Here is a 17,044-nt window from a genome sequence, read left to right on the forward strand (position 1 = left end):
GCTCCTCCTAAATACTGAACATCATCACGGTCAGGATGAAATCCAGACCGAGAACGGACAACGAGGCCATGACCACCGTCCGGGTGGTGGCGCTGGAGACGCCTTCGGGCGTCGGCTGCGCCTCGAACCCCTGCAGCAGGGCGATGAACGTCACCGCGATCCCGAAGACGAAGCTCTTGATGACGCCATTGCCGACGTCCTTCCAGACGTCCACGCCGCCCTGCATCTGGCTCCAGAACGCGCCCGAATCGACGCCGATCAGCATCACGCCGACAACGTAGCCGCCGAAGATACCCACCGCACTGAACACCGCGGCCAGAAGGGGCATCGCGATCACGCCGCCCCAGAAGCGCGGCGCGAGGATGCGGCTCACGGGATCGACCGCCATCATTTCCATCGCGGTGAGCTGTTCGCCCGAGCGCATCAGACCGATTTCGGCCGTGAGCGACGCACCGGCGCGGCCAGCATACAGCAACGCCGTGATCACCGGGCCGAGTTCGCGCACCAGGCTGAGTGCAACCAACAGCCCCAGGGCTTCGGAAGAGCCGTAACGCTGCAGTGTGTAGTACCCCTGCAGGCCGAGCACAAAGCCCACGAACAGGCCCGAGACCGTGATGATGGCCAGCGAATAGTTGCCCAGGAAGTGGATCTGGTCGCGCACAAGGCCGAAGCGCCTCAGACTGGCGCCCAGGAGCATGGTGAGCCTCAGCAGCAGGCGCGCGCCGTGCCCCCAGTCCGCCAGGGTCTTGCGCGTAGCGAAGCCGACGTCGGCAGGGTTGTACCAGCTCACGCGAAACCCCCGCCGAAGTCGTGCGCGACCGTTGGTCCCGGATAGTGGAATTGCACAGGACCATCGCTCAGCGCGTTGACGAACTGGTAGACGAGGGGGTCGGCCGATTCGCGCACTTCCGCGGGCGTGCCCTGCGCGGCGATGCGGCCGTTGGCCACGACGATCACACGGTCGGCCATGTGGAACGTTTCCGGAATCTCGTGCGACACCACCACGCTGGTGATGCCCAGCGTGTCGTTGAGCTGGCGGATCAGCCGCGCCGCCGTGCCCAGCGATATCGGGTCGAGACCCGAAAACGGCTCGTCGTACATGATCAGATCCGGGTCCAGCGCGATGGCCCGCGCCAGCGCGACGCGGCGGTTCATGCCGCCGGAAATCTCGGATGGCATCAGGTCGCGCGCCCCGCGCAGGCCCACGGCCTGCAGCTTCATCAGCACGATGTCGCGGATCAGCGGCTCGGGCATGTTGGTGTGCTCGCGCAGCGGGAACGCCACGTTGTCGAAAACGCTGAGGTCAGCGAAGAGCGCGCCGAACTGGAACAGCATGCCCATCCGGCGCCTCACCGCGTACAGGCCGTCCTGGTCGAGCTTGCCCACGTCCTGGCCGTCGAACAGCAACTCGCCCTTCTGGGCCCGGACCTGGCCGCCGATCAGGCGCAGCATGGTGGTCTTGCCGCCCCCGGACGCGCCCATCAGCGCCGTGACTTTGCCGCGCGGAATGGTCAGGGAAATGTCGTCCAGGATGATCCGCTCCCCATAGCCGAAGCTGAGGTTGCGGCAAACGACGAGGGCTTCGGCGTCGGGTTCGGTCATGCGGGCGATGATAAAGGCTGCGCGCTTAGCCCAGCCTTGGCCTCAGCGCGGCAAGTCGCTGAACCCCATCAGGAACTCATCCACGGAGCGCGCGGCTTGCCGCCCTTCGCGGATCGCCCACACCACCAGTGACTGGCCGCGGCGCATGTCGCCGGCAGCAAACACCTTGGGCACGTTGGTGGCATAGCCGCCAATGAAGTCGACCGTCGCCTTGGCGTTGCCGCGCGCGTCCTTGTCGATGCCGAAGCCTTCGAGGATGGTGGCGACCGGACTCACGAAGCCCATGGCCAGCAGCACCAGGTCGGCCTTGAGCACCTGCTCGCTGCCGGGCACTTCGATCATCTTGCCGTCTTTCCACTCGACGCGAACAGTCTTGAGACCAGTGACTTTGCCTTTATCGCCGATGAATTCCTTGGTGGAAATGGCGAACTCGCGCTCGCAGCCTTCTTCGTGGCTGGAGCTGGTGCGCAGCTTGATCGGCCAGTAAGGCCAGGTCAGCGGCCTGTTCTCTTCCTCGGGAGGTTGCGGCATGAGCTCGAACTGCGTGACGCTGACGGCGCCGTGGCGGTTGCTGGTGCCCACGCAGTCGGAGCCGGTATCGCCGCCACCGATCACGATGACGTGCTTGCCGTCCGCACGCAACTGGCCCTTGACCTTGTCGCCGGCATTGATCTTGTTCTGCTGCGGCAGGAACTCCATCGCGAAGTGGATGCCGTCCAGGTCTCGGCCTGGCACCGGCAGGTCGCGCGATTGCTCGGCGCCGCCCGTCAGCAGCACGGCGTCGAATTGCTTTTGCAGCTCTTCGGGCGAAATCGTTTCCTTGGCCCAGTTGGTGACCTTGGAGCCTTCCGGCAGCTTGCCGACCATCACGCCGGTACGGAAGGTGACGCCCTCGGCCTTCATCTGCTCGACGCGGCGATCGATGTGGACCTTCTCCATCTTGAAGTCGGGGATGCCGTAGCGCAGCAGGCCGCCGATGCGGTCGTTCTTCTCGAACAGCGTCACGTCGTGGCCGGCGCGCGCGAGTTGCTGCGCGGCGGCCATGCCGGCCGGGCCGGAGCCGACCACGGCGACCTTCTTGCCGGTCTTGATCTTGGCCGGGCGCGGCGCGACCCACTTGTTCTCCCAGGCGCGGTCGATGATCGCGTGCTCCAGCGACTTGATGCCCACCGCATCGTCGTTCACGTTCAGCACGCAGGCTTCCTCGCAGGGCGCCGGACAGATGCGGCCGGTGAACTCGGGGAAGTTGTTGGTCGAATCCAGCACGGCGAAGGCGTTCTGCCAGTCGGCGCGGTACACCAGGTCGTTGAAGTCCGGAATGATGTTGTTGACCGGGCAGCCCGAGTTGCAGAACGGCGTGCCGCAGTCCATGCAGCGCGCGCCCTGGACCTTGGCCTGCTCGTCATTCAGGCCAATGACGAATTCCTTGTAGTGCTTCACGCGCTCGGGAATCGGGCGGTAGCCCTCCTCGATGCGCTCGTATTCCATGAAGCCGGTGATCTTTCCCATCGCAATTTCCTCGATCTCAGTTATTCCGTCCGTGGGCCACCGCGGAACCGGCTTTGCCGGGCCGCTGGTGGCGCCCCCTTGAGGGGGAGGCGCCGAAGGCGCTTCGGGGGTGGGTCATACAGCCACGCTGTCGTGCTTCATGGCGACGTGGGCGTTGTTGCCGGTGCTGGCGGCTTCCACTTCTCGCTCGTACATCTCGGCCAGGGCGCGCTTGTATTCGTTCGGGAAGACCTTCACGAACTTGGTGCGCGACGTGGCCCAGCTGTCCAGCAGTTCGCGCGCGCGCTTGCTGCCGGTCCAGCGGTTGTGCTCTTCGAGCAGCTTCTTGAGCAGCGTCTCGTCGGCCTGGTCCTTGTGCAGGCGCGTCTTGCTGGCCTTCTGCTCGGCAGCGGTGCCCACGTGCTCCAGCGACACCATGGTCGTGTTGCAGCGGCTCGCGAACTGGCCGTCTTCGTCATAGACATAGGCAATACCGCCCGACATGCCGGCCGCGAAGTTGCGGCCCGTCTTGCCCAGCACCAGCACGGTGCCGCCGGTCATGTATTCGCAACCGTGGTCACCCGTGCCTTCGACGACTGCCGTGGCGCCCGAGAGGCGCACGGCGAAACGCTCGCCCGCCACACCGCTGAAATAGGCCTCGCCGGTGGTCGCGCCGTACAGCGCGGTGTTGCCGATGATAATGTTCTCGACGGCTACGCCGCGGAAGTCGATGCTCGGGCGCACGACGATGCGGCCGCCCGACAGGCCCTTGCCGGTGTAGTCGTTGGCGTCACCGATCAGGTACAGCGTGATGCCCTTGGCCAGGAACGCGCCGAACGACTGCCCGCCCGTGCCTTCCAGCTGGATGCGGATGCTGTCGTCGGGCAGGCCTTCGGGGTGCACCTTGGTCAGCGCGCCGGAGAGCATCGCGCCCACAGAGCGGTTGACGTTGCGGGCCACCTCGATGAATTGCACCTTCTCGCCCTTGTCGATGGCGGCGCGCGACTTCTCGATCAGGATGCGGTCCAGGCTCTTGTCGAGGCCATGGTCCTGGTTCTCGACGTGGAAGCGCGGCACCTCGGCCGGCACGTTGGGCTGCGCGAACAGGCGCGCGAAGTCCAGGCCCCGCGCCTTCCAGTGCTCGATACCTTTCTTGGTATCCAGCAGGTCGGCACGCCCGATCAGGTCGTCGAACTTGCGGATGCCCAGCTGCGCCATGATCTGGCGCACTTCTTCGGCGATGAAGAAGAAGAAGTTGACGACGTGCTCGGGCTTGCCGGCAAACTTCTTGCGCAGCACCGGGTCCTGCGTCGCCACGCCCACCGGACAAGTGTTGAGATGGCACTTGCGCATCATGATGCAGCCCTCGACCACCAGCGGCGCGGTGGCAAAGCCGAACTCGTCGGCGCCGAGCAGCGCGCCGATGGCGACGTCGCGGCCGGTCTTCATCTGGCCGTCGGCCTGCACGCGGATGCGGCCGCGCAGGCGGTTGAGCACCAGGGTCTGTTGCGTTTCGGCCAGGCCGATTTCCCACGGGCTGCCCGCGTGCTTGATCGACGACCACGGCGAGGCGCCCGTACCGCCGTCATGGCCGGCGATCACGACGTGGTCGCTCTTGCACTTGGCCACGCCCGCGGCGATGGTGCCCACGCCCACTTCCGACACCAGCTTGACGCTGACGGTCGAGTGCGGCGCGACGTTCTTCAGGTCGTGGATCAGCTGGGCCAGGTCCTCGATCGAATAGATGTCGTGGTGCGGCGGCGGAGAGATGAGACCCACCCCCGGCACCGAATAGCGCAGCTTGCCGATGTACTTCGACACCTTGCCGCCGGGCAGCTGGCCGCCCTCGCCCGGCTTGGCACCCTGGGCCATCTTGATCTGGATCTGGTCGGCGGACGAGAGGTATTCCGCCGTGACGCCGAAACGGCCCGAAGCCACCTGCTTGATCTTGGAGCGCAGCGAGTCGCCGTCCTTCAAGGGGATGTCGACTTCGACGGCGTCCTTGCCGATGATCGACGCCATCGTGTCGCCGGTCTTGATCGGGATTCCCTTGAGCTCCTGGCGATAACGCGCCGGGTCTTCGCCGCCTTCGCCGGTGTTGCTCTTGCCGCCGATGCGGTTCATCGCAACAGCAAGCGTGGCGTGGGCCTCGGTCGAGATCGAACCGAGCGACATGGCGCCGGTAGCGAAGCGCTTGACGATGTCCTTGGCCGGCTCCACTTCGTCGATGGCGATCGCCTTGGACGGGTCGATCTTGAACTCGAACAGGCCGCGCAGGGTCATGTGACGGCGGTTCTGGTCGTTGATCAACTGGGCGTATTCCTTGTACGTGTTCCAGTTGTTGGCGCGCGAGGCGTGCTGCAGCTTGGCGATGGCGTCGGGCGTCCACATGTGGTCTTCGCCGCGCGTACGCCAGGCGTATTCACCGCCGGCGTCGAGCATGTTGGCCAGCAGCGGATCGTCACCGAAGGCCGCTTTGTGCATGCGGATCGCTTCCTGCGCGATCTCGAACACGCCGATGCCTTCCACGCGGCTCGCGGTGCCGGTGAAGTACTTCTCGATGGTCTCGCTGTTCAGGCCGATGGCCTCGAACAGCTGCGCGCCGCAGTAGCTCATGTACGTGCTCACGCCCATCTTGGACATGATCTTGGACAGGCCCTTGCCGATCGCCTTGACGTAGTTGTAGATCGCCTTGTCGGGGTTCAGGTCGCCCGGCAGGTCCTTGTGGATGGACACCAGTGTTTCCATCGCGAGGTACGGGTGGATGGCTTCCGCGCCGTAGCCGGCGAGCACGCCGAAGTGATGCACTTCACGCGCGGTGCCGGTCTCGACCACCAGGCCGGCCGTCGTGCGCAGGCCCTCACGCACCAGGTGCTGGTGGATCGACGACAGCGCCAGCAGCGCGGGCACGGCCACCTGGCCCGGGCCGACGGCGCGGTCGCTGATGATCAGGATGTTCTTGCCGCCCTTGATCGCGTCCACGGCCTCGGCGTTCAGCGACGCGAGCTTGGCCTCCACACCCTCGTGGCCCCAGGCCAGCGGATAGGTGATGTCGAGCGTGTAGCTGCGGAACTTGCCGTGCGTGTTGCTTTCGATCTCGCGCAGCTTCGCCATGTCGGCGAAGTCGAGGATGGGCTGGCTCACTTCCAGCCGCATCGGCGGGTTGACCTGGTTGATGTCCAGCAGGTTGGGCTTGGGGCCGATGAACGACACCAGCGACATCACGATCGCTTCGCGGATCGGGTCGATCGGCGGGTTGGTCACCTGCGCGAACAGCTGCTTGAAGTAGTTGTAGAGCGGCTTGTCCTTGTTGGACAGCACGGCCAGCGGGCTGTCGTTGCCCATGGAGCCGATGCCCTCTTCGCCGGCTTGCGCCATCGGCGACATCAGGAACTTGATGTCCTCCTGCGTGTAGCCGAACGCCTGCTGGCGGTCCAGCAGTTCGACGTCGCTGTGCGGGATCGTGCCCGAGGTGTCGGTCAGGCTGTCGAGCTTGATCCGCAGGTTCTCGATCCACTGCTTGTAGGGCTTGCTGTTGGCGAGGCTGGCCTTGAGCTCCTCGTCGTCGATCATGCGGCCCTGCTCCAGGTCGATCAGGAACATCTTGCCGGGCTGCAGGCGCCACTTGCGCACGATCTTGTTCTCGGGCACCGGCAGCACGCCGGTTTCCGAGGCCATGATCACCAGATCGTCGTCGGTCACGCAGTACCGCGAGGGACGCAGGCCATTGCGGTCCAGCGTGGCGCCGATCTGGCGGCCGTCGGTGAACACGATGGACGCGGGGCCGTCCCACGGCTCCAGCATTGCGGCGTGGTATTCGTAGAAGGCCTTGCGGCGCTCGTCCATCGTGGTGTGCTGCTCCCACGGCTCGGGGATCATCATCATCACGGCCTGGCTGATCGGGTAGCCGGCCATCGTCAGCAGCTCGAGGCAGTTGTCGAACGTCGCCGTATCGGACTGGCTGGCGAAGCTGATCGGGTACAGCTTCTTCAGGTCAGCGCCGAGCACCGGCGACGACATCACGCCTTCGCGCGCCTTCATCCAGTTGTAGTTGCCCTTGACGGTGTTGATCTCGCCGTTGTGCGCGACGTAGCGGTACGGGTGGGCCAGCGGCCACTCAGGGAAGGTGTTGGTGGAGAAGCGCTGGTGCACCAAGCCGAGCGCGGACACGCAGCGCGGGTCCTTCAGGTCCAGGTAATACGTGCCCACCTGGTCGGCCAATAGCAGGCCCTTGTAGACCACGGTACGGCTGGACATCGAGGGAACGTAATATTCCTTCGTGTATTTGAGCTTGAGGTTCTGGATGGCGGCGCTGGCCGTCTTGCGGATCACGTACAGCTTGCGCTCCAGCGCGTCCTGCACGATCACGTCGTTGCCGCGGCCGATGAACAGCTGGCGCAGGATCGGCTCCTTCTTGCGCACGGCGGGCGACATCGGCATGTCCTTGTCGACCGGCACATCGCGCCAGCCGAGCAGCACCTGGCCTTCGGTCTTGATGGCGCGCTCCAACTCCTGCTCGCAGGCCAGGCGGGAGGCGTGCTCCTTCGGCAGGAAGATCATGCCAACGCCGTATTCGCCGGGCGGTGGCAACTCGACGCCCTGCTTGGCCATCTCCTCGCGATAGAGCGCGTCGGGCAGCTGGATCAGGATGCCGGCGCCGTCGCCCATCAGCTTGTCAGCGCCCACAGCGCCCCGATGGTCCAGGTTTTCGAGAATCTTGAGACCCTGCTGGACGATGGCATGACTCTTCTCGCCCTTGATGTGGGCCACGAACCCGACGCCGCAGGCGTCGTGCTCATTGGCGCCCGAATACAGGCCGTGTTCTTGCAAATGGGAAATTTCGGCGGCCGTCGTCATGGCGCACTCCTGCAGTTATGTCGTTGGGATTGGGAGAATAATGCAGTGCAACAAAGATGCCAAGTAAATTAATTGGGGTCAGATTCCAATTAATTTTACTCTCGATGTTTCACACATTAATTAGGGACAGATTAAGGCGTTCAGGACTGGAGAAAAACCGTCAAGGCTTGGTCGCCAACGGGGGACGCCCCGCACGTGTCTTGCTCACACGCCTTGCCGTCCGGCGCTGCAGCTCCTCGACATAGTCCGGCTCACCCAATGCCCAACCGCGCAGTGCCGAGTCAGTCAGCGCGGCCTGTTGCTGTAGCGTGATCCCGGCCCGCACCAACTCGCCATAGGCGGCCTCCCGAGAAAAAGGCGTATTGCCAAGTTCCCAATAAAGCGGGTGCGGTGCGATCAGCTTGTCGCTGCGGCGGCCGACATGATGTCCGTAGCTAGACCATGGGTAGTCGCCCGGCTCGGCAACCAAGCCGGCCCGAACCGGATTGAGGTCGATGTAGGCCATGCAAGCCAAGAGGTGACGCTCTGCCTGGATCAGGGTGGACTTGTAGCGCCCTTCCCACAGGGTGCCGGTGCGTGCCTGACGCTGATTGAAATAGCGGACGTAGCGCCGGCCGACCGACTGCATCATCTGGGGAATACCTTCACCCGTGGACGGCGTTGCCAGCAAGTGAAAGTGATTGCTCATCAGCACATAGCTATGAACGGCGACGCCCGCCTTGGCGGCATGCTCCTCCAGCATCGACAACAGCGTCTCGTAGTCGGCGCTGGTGGCGAAGATGGGCTGGCGGTTATTGCCCCGCTGGATAATGTGATGCGGATACCCGGGAACGGTCAATCGCGGGAGGCGGGCCATAGTGGTGCATCGGGTTGTGGCAGAAACCCATCATAAATTGGAATCTGACCCCAATTAAAGACCGGGGTAACGGACCGCTTCGAGCCCTTCCAACCCGAACTCCGCCAGCACAGCGCGCAACCGCTCCGCAGCGCTGCGTTTGCGCTGGCCGGTATGCCGCGCGATGATCAACTCGTTCTTCAGGCTGTGTTCCCAACCCACGAGTTCTGTCACGGTCACCTGGTAGCCGCTGGCCTCCAGGTACAGGCAGCGCAGCACATTGGTGATCTGGCTACCCATCTCCCGCGTATGCAAGGGATGCCGCCACAGCTCGGCCAGCGGTGTGCGCGACAGTGCGAGCGCCTTACCCTGCCGCAAGCAGCCTGCGATCTCGGCCTGGCAACACGGCACCAGCACCATGAACCGCGCCTCCTTGCGAAGTCCAAAGGCGATCGCATCGTCGGTTGCGGTATCACAGGCATGCAGCGCCGTGACGACATCGACGCGCGGCGGCAGCATTGATGCGTCGGCTGATTCCGCCACGCTCAGGTTCAAGAAGGACATGCGGTCGAAGCCGAGGCGCGCCGCCAGTGCACGCGACCTTTCCACAAGATCCGCACGCGTCTCCACACCGTATATATGCCCTGCCCGCTGCTTGAAAAACAGGTCGTACAGGATAAAGCCCAGGTATGACTTTCCGGCGCCGTGATCGGCCAGCGTCGGACCGGGCTGCGCGGGCAACTCCAGCAGCAGTTTCTCGATGAACTGGTACAGGTGGTAAACCTGCTTGAGCTTGCGGCGTGAGTCCTGGTTGATGCGTCCCTCGCGCGTGAGGATGTGCAGTTCTTTCAGCAGCTCGGTGGACTGCCCCGGCTGAAGATCCAGCTGATCGTTCTTCATGATGAGGGGCCAACGCCAAGTGCGGCCCAACCCTCGGGCCCGAGCCGGCGCAGTGTTTTCATGTTCGCTTCGTAAATTGCCTCCGGCTGCGGAAACGCCTCGACCGCGCGCGCGATGCTTTCCTCTCGCAGCAGATGCAGCGTGGGATACGGAGACCGGTTTGTGCAGTTGGTGATGTCGTCCGCGTCCGTGCCCTCGAACTGGTATCCGGGGTGAAAACTCGCGAGCTGAATGACGCCCTCCAAGCCGCGTTTACGGATCAGCCGATCCCCACTGGCAAGGAAAATGTTGAACTCCATGAAGTCGTGCAGGCAACCGGGCGCGATCAACAGCGTGGTCTCGCGCACGGCCGCGTCCATCGCCACCAGGTCGTCGAGCTCCTTGCCCAAATCGTCCAGCAGCTCGCGCGGCGTCGTCGCGGCGCTCACGCAGTAGTGGATCTGCTCCTTGACGTGCACCGCTTTGGCAAACGGACAGAGGTTGAGCCCGATCACCGTACGTTCGAGCCAGTTGCGCGTGTCGCGCATGATCGCTTCTACGGAACAGCTCATGCGTCAGACAAAGCGGCTCGCCTCGCCCACCAGCAATTTCGCCAGCTCGTCCATCACATCGGCCTTGATCTTCGCGGCCGGCCAGTGGGTATTCGTGATGCCGAAACCACTGGCGTTCATGAAGCGGAACGCGAGGTCGGCGTTGTCGTGGTCGGGTGTGGCGACGACGTTGCCTCGCGTTTCGGTGATGTAGTCGAACTGGATCGCCTGCAGCGTGTTCTTTTCGGGATGGCGCAATTCCTTGCGCTCGTGCTTGATCGGTCCCATCATCAGCCGCGATTCCACGCGCTGAAGATCCGGGGGGAAATTCACGGTCACCGTCCCGCCAATCGGCTCGCCGATCTGCGGCACGATTCGCCACCCCATCGCGAAATAGTCGAAGACCTCGCGATTGCGCAACGTCTTCTTGCGCGAATCCACTCGGAACTCGACCAGCTTCATGGCCGGCCATGGCGTCTTGCCGTCGAGCGTGAGGCGGGCCGCTTGCGGCGCGATGACGTTCAGGTGGCGCGCCAAGTCCTGTAGGTAGGGCAGGGCAAAGCGGCAGGCTTCCTCCGTCTGCGCGGTGTTGGCTTCCAGGTTGGCCTCGGTCCGACTCTGCTGGTTCTGCAGGGCGTTGGCCTGGGATTTCAGTTGGTTCAGGAAACTCACGGCGGGCTCGAATCGGTTCTGGGTGGGTCGGGAAGATTTTACGTTGCGGGTGAGCGCCGCGACAAAGCTCCCACCCGCGAGGCCAGCCACAGGCCTGCCAACGCGCAGCCGCCGGTAACCAGCCAGCTCCAATGCCAGCCGCCCGTGCGCGTCGCTACCCAGGCCACCAGTGGCGGGCCGACCAGTTGGCCGGCGGCGGACCATTGCTGAATCCATCCCATCGTGACCGACACCGCATGTTCGCCCGGCGCCAACCGCACAGCCAGCGAAAACAAGGTCCCCGGAATCAGCCCGCCGACGGACGAGAACATCAGCACCGCGGCATAGCGCAAGCCCGCTGCCAGCGTGTTGTCCATGCCGCCCCAAACGGGGGCAAATGCCAGGAACCCGCCGAGCGCCATCGCGGCATAGCCCACGTACAGCAAGAGCTGCGGCCGCACACCACGTTGCAACAGCCGCCCGGCGATCACGTTGCCACTGATGTTCGCCGCTGCGGCCAGGGCCGTGGCCGCGCCCGCGATGGCGTGCGGCAGGCCCGCCTGCACGTACACCGATGGCAGGAAACCGATCACCGCGAGCCACTGCGCCGAGTACACAGCGAAGCACAGTGCCACGAGCCATGGGCCGCGTGACGAGAGCGCGGACCGCAACCGGTCGCCCCATCGCTGCCGATCGCCCTTCGCCCGCGGTGATGCCGCATCCGCGGGTAGCGCGAGTGAAAGCCACAGCGCCATGGCCGCGGATAGCGCGGCCAGAAGCCACCACCACCCCTGCCAACCCACCATGGCAATCACCAGCGGCCCACCGAGCAGTGACAGCGCGGTGCCGAAAGGCATGTAAGCGCCCCACAGCCCCAGAGTGCCGCTCATGCGCTCGGGCTCGACGAGGCGGCGGATCAGTCCGGGCGCAGGCATGGACGCCAGCAGGAAGCCCAGGCCCTCCGCCGATCTCAGCACCATCAGGCCCCAAGGTTCCATGGCCCAGCCACCCAGCAAACTTGCGGTGGAAATGATGACCAACCCGGACACCATGGTGCGTTTCAGGCCCAACCCGTCCGCCGCCAAGCCGACGGCCAAACCCAGCGTCATGCCGGCCAGCTGCACCAGCGACAACAGGAACCCGGCTTGGAGCAACGTCACGCCCAGCGCTTGCTGCAACACAGGCAACGCCGGTGGCAGCTTGCCGACGTGAAGCGCGGCGCTGACACCGCCCAGCACCACCAGCAGCGCGGGATCGAGGCGGCGCATGCGGCTAAGGCAGGAGTTTCGCGCCGGTCAGGCGCTCGTGTTCGCGCGCGGCGAAGCGGTCGGTCATGCCGGCAATGTAGTCGGCCACCGCGCGCGCCACGTTGGGCCGGGCTGCGAAGTCCGGCGGCATCTGCCCGGGTTCCTGCAGATACGCCGCGAACAGCCCGCGCACGACTTCCTTGGCCTGCCCCGTCGTCGCCATGACTTGGGGGTGGCGATAGAGGTTGCGCAGCAGAAAGGTTTTCAGCGCCGCAGATTGCGCTGCCATGTCGTCGCTGAATTTCACCAGTGCGCGCGCCGAGCGCACGGCGTCGGCATCAGCCGGTTCGGCAGCGGCCAGCGCCACCCGCGTCGCATCGATCACGTCGTAGACCTGCGCGCTGAGCATGCGGCGGATCGACTCATACAGCACGCGCCGGCCCTGGAGCATTGGAAACTCGCGCAGCGTCTCAAGCCGGAATTGCTCGAACAGAGGAACTTCCGTCAGCTGCTCCAGCGTGATCAGCCCCGACCGCACGCCATCGTCGATATCGTGCGCGTTATAGGCGATCTCGTCGGCGAGGTTGCACAACTGCGCTTCGAGGCCGGGCCGCGTCCGGTCGAGGAATCGCCGCGCTACGCCGCCAGGCTCCATTCCCTCGATACGGCGCGCGTTGGCGGCCGAGCAGTGCTTCAAGACGCCTTCCCGCGTTTCGAAGGTGAGGTTCAGCCCGTTGAAGCGCGGGTAGCGCTCTTCCAGCTCATCGACCACCCGCAGGCTTTGCAGGTTGTGCTCGAACCCGCCGTGCCCGGCCATGCAGTCGTCCAGTGCATCTTGCCCGGCATGACCGAAGGGCGTGTGGCCCAGGTCATGCGCGAGAGCAATGGCTTCGACCAGGTCCTCGTTCAATCGAAGTGCCCGGGCTATCGAGCGGCCCAATTGAGCTACCTCAAGCGAGTGCGTGAGACGCGTACGAAAAAGGTCGCCTTCGTGGTTGAGGAACACCTGGGTCTTGTAGACCAGCCGGCGAAACGCGGTGGAGTGAACGATGCGGTCCCGGTCGCGCTGGTATTCGGTGCGCGTCGGGGCTGGCTCTTCGGCGTGGCGCCGGCCGCGCGACCGCGCGGGGTCGCTGGCATAGCACGCAAGCTGCATGTCAGCCCGGGACGCAGCAGCGCTCGATCACTTCGCGCACGATCGCGTCGGGCGCGGGGCGCACGCTGGCGTGACCCGGACGATCGATCACCACGAACTTGATCTCGCCGCCCTCGGCCTTCTTGTCGACTTGCATCAGCTCCAGGTAGCGATCGGCGCCGAGCTGGGGGCCTACCGTCGGCAACCCGGCCTTGCGCACCAGCGCTGTCACGCGCTCGACGAAAGCCGTGTCGACGAGGCCCAGGGCTTTGGACAGATGCAGTGCCATCACCATGCCACACCCCACTGCTTCCCCGTGCAGCCATTGACCGTAGCCCATGCCCGCCTCGATCGCGTGGCCAAATGTGTGGCCGAAGTTCAGGATGGCGCGCAGGCCCGCTTCCCGCTCGTCTTGCCCGACGACCCACGCCTTGATCTCGCAGCTGCGCTTGACCGCGTGAGCCAGTGCCGCTGTATCGCGCGCCATCAGTTGCTCGATGTTCGCTTCGAGCCAGGCCAGCAGGTCCATGTCGGCGATGGGCCCATACTTGATCACCTCGGCCAAACCTGCGCTGAGTTCTCGCGCCGGCAGCGTCGTCAGCGTGTCAAGGTCGCACACCACCAGCTGCGGCTGGTAGAACGCACCGATCATGTTCTTGCCAAGGGGGTGGTTGATGGCAGTCTTCCCGCCGACCGAAGAGTCCACCTGCGCCAGCAATGTCGTCGGCACCTGCACAAAGGGCACGCCGCGCATATAGCTCGCCGCTGCGAAACCCGTCATATCACCGACCACCCCGCCGCCGAGCGCATAGAGCACAGTCTTGCGGTCAGCTGCGTTTTGCAGCAGCGCGTCGAAGATGAGATTGAGCGTTTGCCAGGTCTTGTGCTCCTCGCCGTCTGGCAAGGCGACGATGTGGATCGTCTTGTGGCGGCGAGTCAATGCGTCCCGCAGCTGCTGTGCATACAGCGGCGCCACGGTGACGTTGGTGACGATCAGGGCTTGTGAGGCAGCAGGCACCGCGGCCCAGGTCGCGGGATCGGCAAGCAAACCGCTGCCGATGCTGATCGGGTAGCTGCGGTCGCCAAGTTCGATTGGGACCTGGTGCGAAACGGAGGGCGTTGGAACTGCGGGCATACCCGCGAGTTTAAGGGCGTGCGGAAACGATGCCGGCCAGCTCCAGCTGCATCACGATCATGTTGACCAGCGTAGAGACGGAAGGCCGCCCGGTCTCGATGACGAAATGGGCTGTTTCCCGGTAGAGCGGATCGCGTTCGTCGTACAGGCCGCGCAGCTTTCCCAAGGGGTCGGCGACTTGGAGCAAGGGACGGTTCGCATCGTGCTTCAGGCGCCGGAAGAGCTCTTCGGGGGTGGATCGTAGGTAGATCGTGTGACCCGCGGAACGCAGACGCTCGCGGTTGGCAGGACGCAAAACGGCGCCCCCGCCCGTGGCGAGCACGCCGTCCGGCACCGCCGTCAAATCTCGAATGACCTCTTCCTCGACGTCGCGGAAGGCTACCTCGCCCTCACGCTCGAAGTATTCGCGGATCGAGCAGCCTATGCGCTGCTCGATCGCGTGGTCCGTGTCCGTGAAAGGAATACCAAGCCGTCGGGCTAGTTGACGCCCGACGGTGGATTTGCCTGAGCCGGGGAGCCCGACCAGAACAATGACCAAGCCCAGCTCGTCAATTGGGGTTGTTGCAAGCGCGCACACCGTAAGGCGGCGTCCGGAAAGACCCGGTCGGTCCGTCCTCAATGATGTACGACGTCACGAAAGCTCGCTCGGCGCTGCCCTGCGATCCGGAAACGCTGGTCGTCGCGCGAATCCGATAGGACAGCCACGTTGCAAAACGTTGGGAATACTCCACCTGGATCAACAACACCCCACTGTCATTGGTAGTCTGCACCTCCGCGTCCTTGTACGACAAGATGATGTCCGAGCGCCTCGGCTCAAGCGTGGGCTGCCCAAAACTATCGGTGCTTCCGTTTACGTTTTCGTTTTGGCGGACCGAACTCCACGGAACGATCACACTTGTGTCCGCGAAGCCATTGCGGTTGAAGTCTTCGTTGATGCAACTGACTCGCGCCTCGAACGTTTCGGGGTCCGTCGCGGCATTGGGCACATATCTATTTGCATCGGAGATGGCTAGAGGGAACGACGAAGCTTGCTCGAAGAGCCCTTTGCCATAGTGCGTGATGTCCAACGAAATATCAACGGGTGCACCTTTGACGGCACGGCCCGCAGCGTCTGCGACAGTGACCACGAATGTCTTGATGTAAGTGCCACCGGTGCCGGCTTGCAGGAGGTTGTCGTTCCCGATCGAAACGGCCAATGGCTGGGCGGCGATGGTCAAGTTGACGACAACGCTGGAAGGGCACTGCGCGGTATTCGCGAAGTCGTTTGCTTGATAGCAGGCGCGCACTTGAACTCCATCGGTCGGACTCCCTGTAGGTCCCGGGATAAACGCAGCTGTGGCCACGCCCGAGGCGTTGGTGTATACCGTCGTCGTACCCGTGCTGATGGCTGAATCGGAAGACCCCAGTCCTACGCTCTGGATGTTGAATCGGACGCGCACATTGGGAATGGGCTTGTTGGTGCCGTCGAGGAACAAGAACCGCAATTGGCTCTGACTCGATGTGCTTCCTGCCGCATTGGGCGCTACCACGTTTGGAATAGCCGCTAGCGCTGCCTGCGCGCCATTCGGAATGACAGCGGGGGGAATAGCCGCGCTTGAGCCCACCTGCACCGAGATTTGGTTGGAAACACCGCTTGCCGTTGCCTTGACCAAGTAGCTGCCAGCCACGGCCGGGGCAACAAAACCCACGGTTGCCCTGCCGGCGGCGTCGGTCACCACGTTGCGATTCATGAGTTGGGCGATATCACCGCTGAATGTGACGCTGGTGTTGCCAATCGGACCCAATGCGCCATCCGTCACCAGTGCCGTAACTGTGGATGCTCCTCCAGGGTTCAGTATCGTCGGCGTCATATTGATGCTGATCGCCGAGCCGATGATTTGCAGGCTGGTCTGCCTGACTATCCCGTTTATCGTCACTGTCGCGACCACTGTCCTGTCGGACTTGTCATTTCCGGCGCTGATTTCGCCAGTGTATCGACCAGAGGAGTTTGTGGCACTTGCGTTCGGCGTGAAGATGGTGTTTGCATCCGTCGCAACACTCACTGCCGCACCGGGCACCACGTTGTTGTTGGCATCGACCGCCACAACCGTCAATTTTGCTGTCGCAGTGCCGGCGTTGGACAAAGTCGACTTGTCGAGCAGCAAGACAAAGTTACTAACCCGCGCGGTCGGCGCGTCCGGCACGCTCGATAGAACCTGGAAGGAGACTGCGCCTTGCGTGGCGGCCACGTCGCTCACCGTGGCATCTGCATTCAGGACGCCCGCTCCTCCGGTCGTTGAAGCAGGGAGAATCTGGATAGTTGCAATACCGTTAGCGTCGGTCAACGCAGTACCTGCCAACGGTGAGAAAATCGCCAACCCACTCGGCACTGTAAACGTGACAACGGTGTTCGGAACCTTCGCGCCCGCGGCGGTCGAGACCTGGGCACGTGCGAACGTGGTTGTACCACTCCCCACCGTGCTGGTGCCTACGCCTGCACCGTTGACGATGTCCACCACGATAGTGGGCTTGGGAGGAGTCACTATGACCCCGGGGACCGTGCCGGCACTACCCCCTCCTCCTCCGCAGGCGGTCATCAATGCGGCGAACAGCATGCCGCACAGAATTCTCATAAATTGCATCATGGCTCTCGGGTCCTCTTCCTAGTTTGCTTGGCGTTTTCGT

13 protein-coding genes are annotated in these 17,044 nt (G+C 64.0%); all 13 read right to left on the reverse strand.

The genetic code is table 11. The annotated features are described in order from the left end of the window. Positions 1 to 7: 7 nt before the first annotated feature. Positions 8 to 790 (reverse strand): lipid asymmetry maintenance ABC transporter permease subunit MlaE, encoded by a 783-nt coding sequence (gene mlaE / locus EEB15_RS08770; protein ID WP_141509453.1) that lies wholly within the window; start codon positions 788 to 790, stop codon positions 8 to 10. Then, positions 787 to 1,602 carry an ABC transporter ATP-binding protein gene (locus tag EEB15_RS08775; protein WP_141509454.1) on the reverse strand — a complete coding sequence of 272 codons (816 nt, stop codon included), beginning with the start codon at positions 1,600 to 1,602 and terminating at the stop codon, positions 787 to 789. The genes mlaE and EEB15_RS08775 overlap by 4 nt, the downstream gene beginning before the upstream one ends. 42 nt (positions 1,603 to 1,644) lie before the next feature. Further along, positions 1,645 to 3,111 carry a glutamate synthase subunit beta gene (locus EEB15_RS08780; protein ID WP_141509455.1) on the reverse strand — a complete coding sequence of 489 codons (1,467 nt, stop codon included), beginning with the start codon at positions 3,109 to 3,111 and terminating at the stop codon, positions 1,645 to 1,647. 114 nt (positions 3,112 to 3,225) lie between these two features. Further along, positions 3,226 to 7,947: a glutamate synthase-related protein gene (locus EEB15_RS08785; protein ID WP_141509456.1), complete on the reverse strand. Its 4,722-nt coding sequence runs from the start codon at positions 7,945 to 7,947 to the stop codon at positions 3,226 to 3,228. A 160-nt stretch (positions 7,948 to 8,107) separates the two neighbouring features. Then, positions 8,108 to 8,803 (reverse strand): transposase, encoded by a 696-nt coding sequence (locus EEB15_RS08790; RefSeq protein WP_141509457.1) that lies wholly within the window; start codon positions 8,801 to 8,803, stop codon positions 8,108 to 8,110. Positions 8,804 to 8,857: 54 nt separating this feature from the next. Beyond that, positions 8,858 to 9,682 (reverse strand): SAM-dependent methyltransferase, encoded by an 825-nt coding sequence (locus tag EEB15_RS08795; RefSeq protein WP_141509458.1) that lies wholly within the window; start codon positions 9,680 to 9,682, stop codon positions 8,858 to 8,860. Beyond that, the gene (locus EEB15_RS08800) at positions 9,679 to 10,209 is read right to left on the reverse strand and encodes a DUF1415 domain-containing protein (protein WP_233259418.1); all 531 of its coding nucleotides are present in this window, start codon (positions 10,207 to 10,209) and stop codon (positions 9,679 to 9,681) included. Before EEB15_RS08800 ends, EEB15_RS08795 begins: the two co-directional genes overlap by 4 nt. Positions 10,210 to 10,236: 27 nt before the next feature. Continuing rightward, entirely contained in the window at positions 10,237 to 10,884 is a 648-nt protein-coding gene (locus tag EEB15_RS08805) for a hypothetical protein (RefSeq protein WP_141509460.1), read from the reverse strand. Positions 10,885 to 10,922: 38 nt separating this feature from the next. Beyond that, complete coding sequence (locus EEB15_RS08810) at positions 10,923 to 12,131, reverse strand: CynX/NimT family MFS transporter (RefSeq protein WP_141509461.1); 1,209 nt, start codon at positions 12,129 to 12,131, stop codon at positions 10,923 to 10,925. Between the two features lie 4 nt (positions 12,132 to 12,135). Continuing rightward, complete coding sequence (locus EEB15_RS08815) at positions 12,136 to 13,266, reverse strand: deoxyguanosinetriphosphate triphosphohydrolase (protein WP_141509462.1); 1,131 nt, start codon at positions 13,264 to 13,266, stop codon at positions 12,136 to 12,138. Position 13,267: 1 nt separating this feature from the next. Then, entirely contained in the window at positions 13,268 to 14,380 is a 1,113-nt protein-coding gene (gene aroB, locus EEB15_RS08820) for a 3-dehydroquinate synthase (protein ID WP_141509463.1), read from the reverse strand. Between the two features lie 10 nt (positions 14,381 to 14,390). Continuing rightward, positions 14,391 to 14,918, reverse strand: a complete 528-nt coding sequence (locus tag EEB15_RS08825; RefSeq protein ID WP_141509464.1) for a shikimate kinase — start codon at positions 14,916 to 14,918, stop codon at positions 14,391 to 14,393. A gap of 10 nt (positions 14,919 to 14,928) precedes the next feature. Continuing rightward, positions 14,929 to 16,974: a hypothetical protein gene (locus tag EEB15_RS08830; RefSeq protein ID WP_158290047.1), complete on the reverse strand. Its 2,046-nt coding sequence runs from the start codon at positions 16,972 to 16,974 to the stop codon at positions 14,929 to 14,931. Positions 16,975 to 17,044: the final 70 nt, after the last annotated feature.

The organism is Ramlibacter sp. WS9 (genome assembly GCF_003797765.1).
In the GTDB taxonomy this organism is placed as follows: Bacteria; Pseudomonadota; Gammaproteobacteria; order Burkholderiales; family Burkholderiaceae_C; genus Ramlibacter.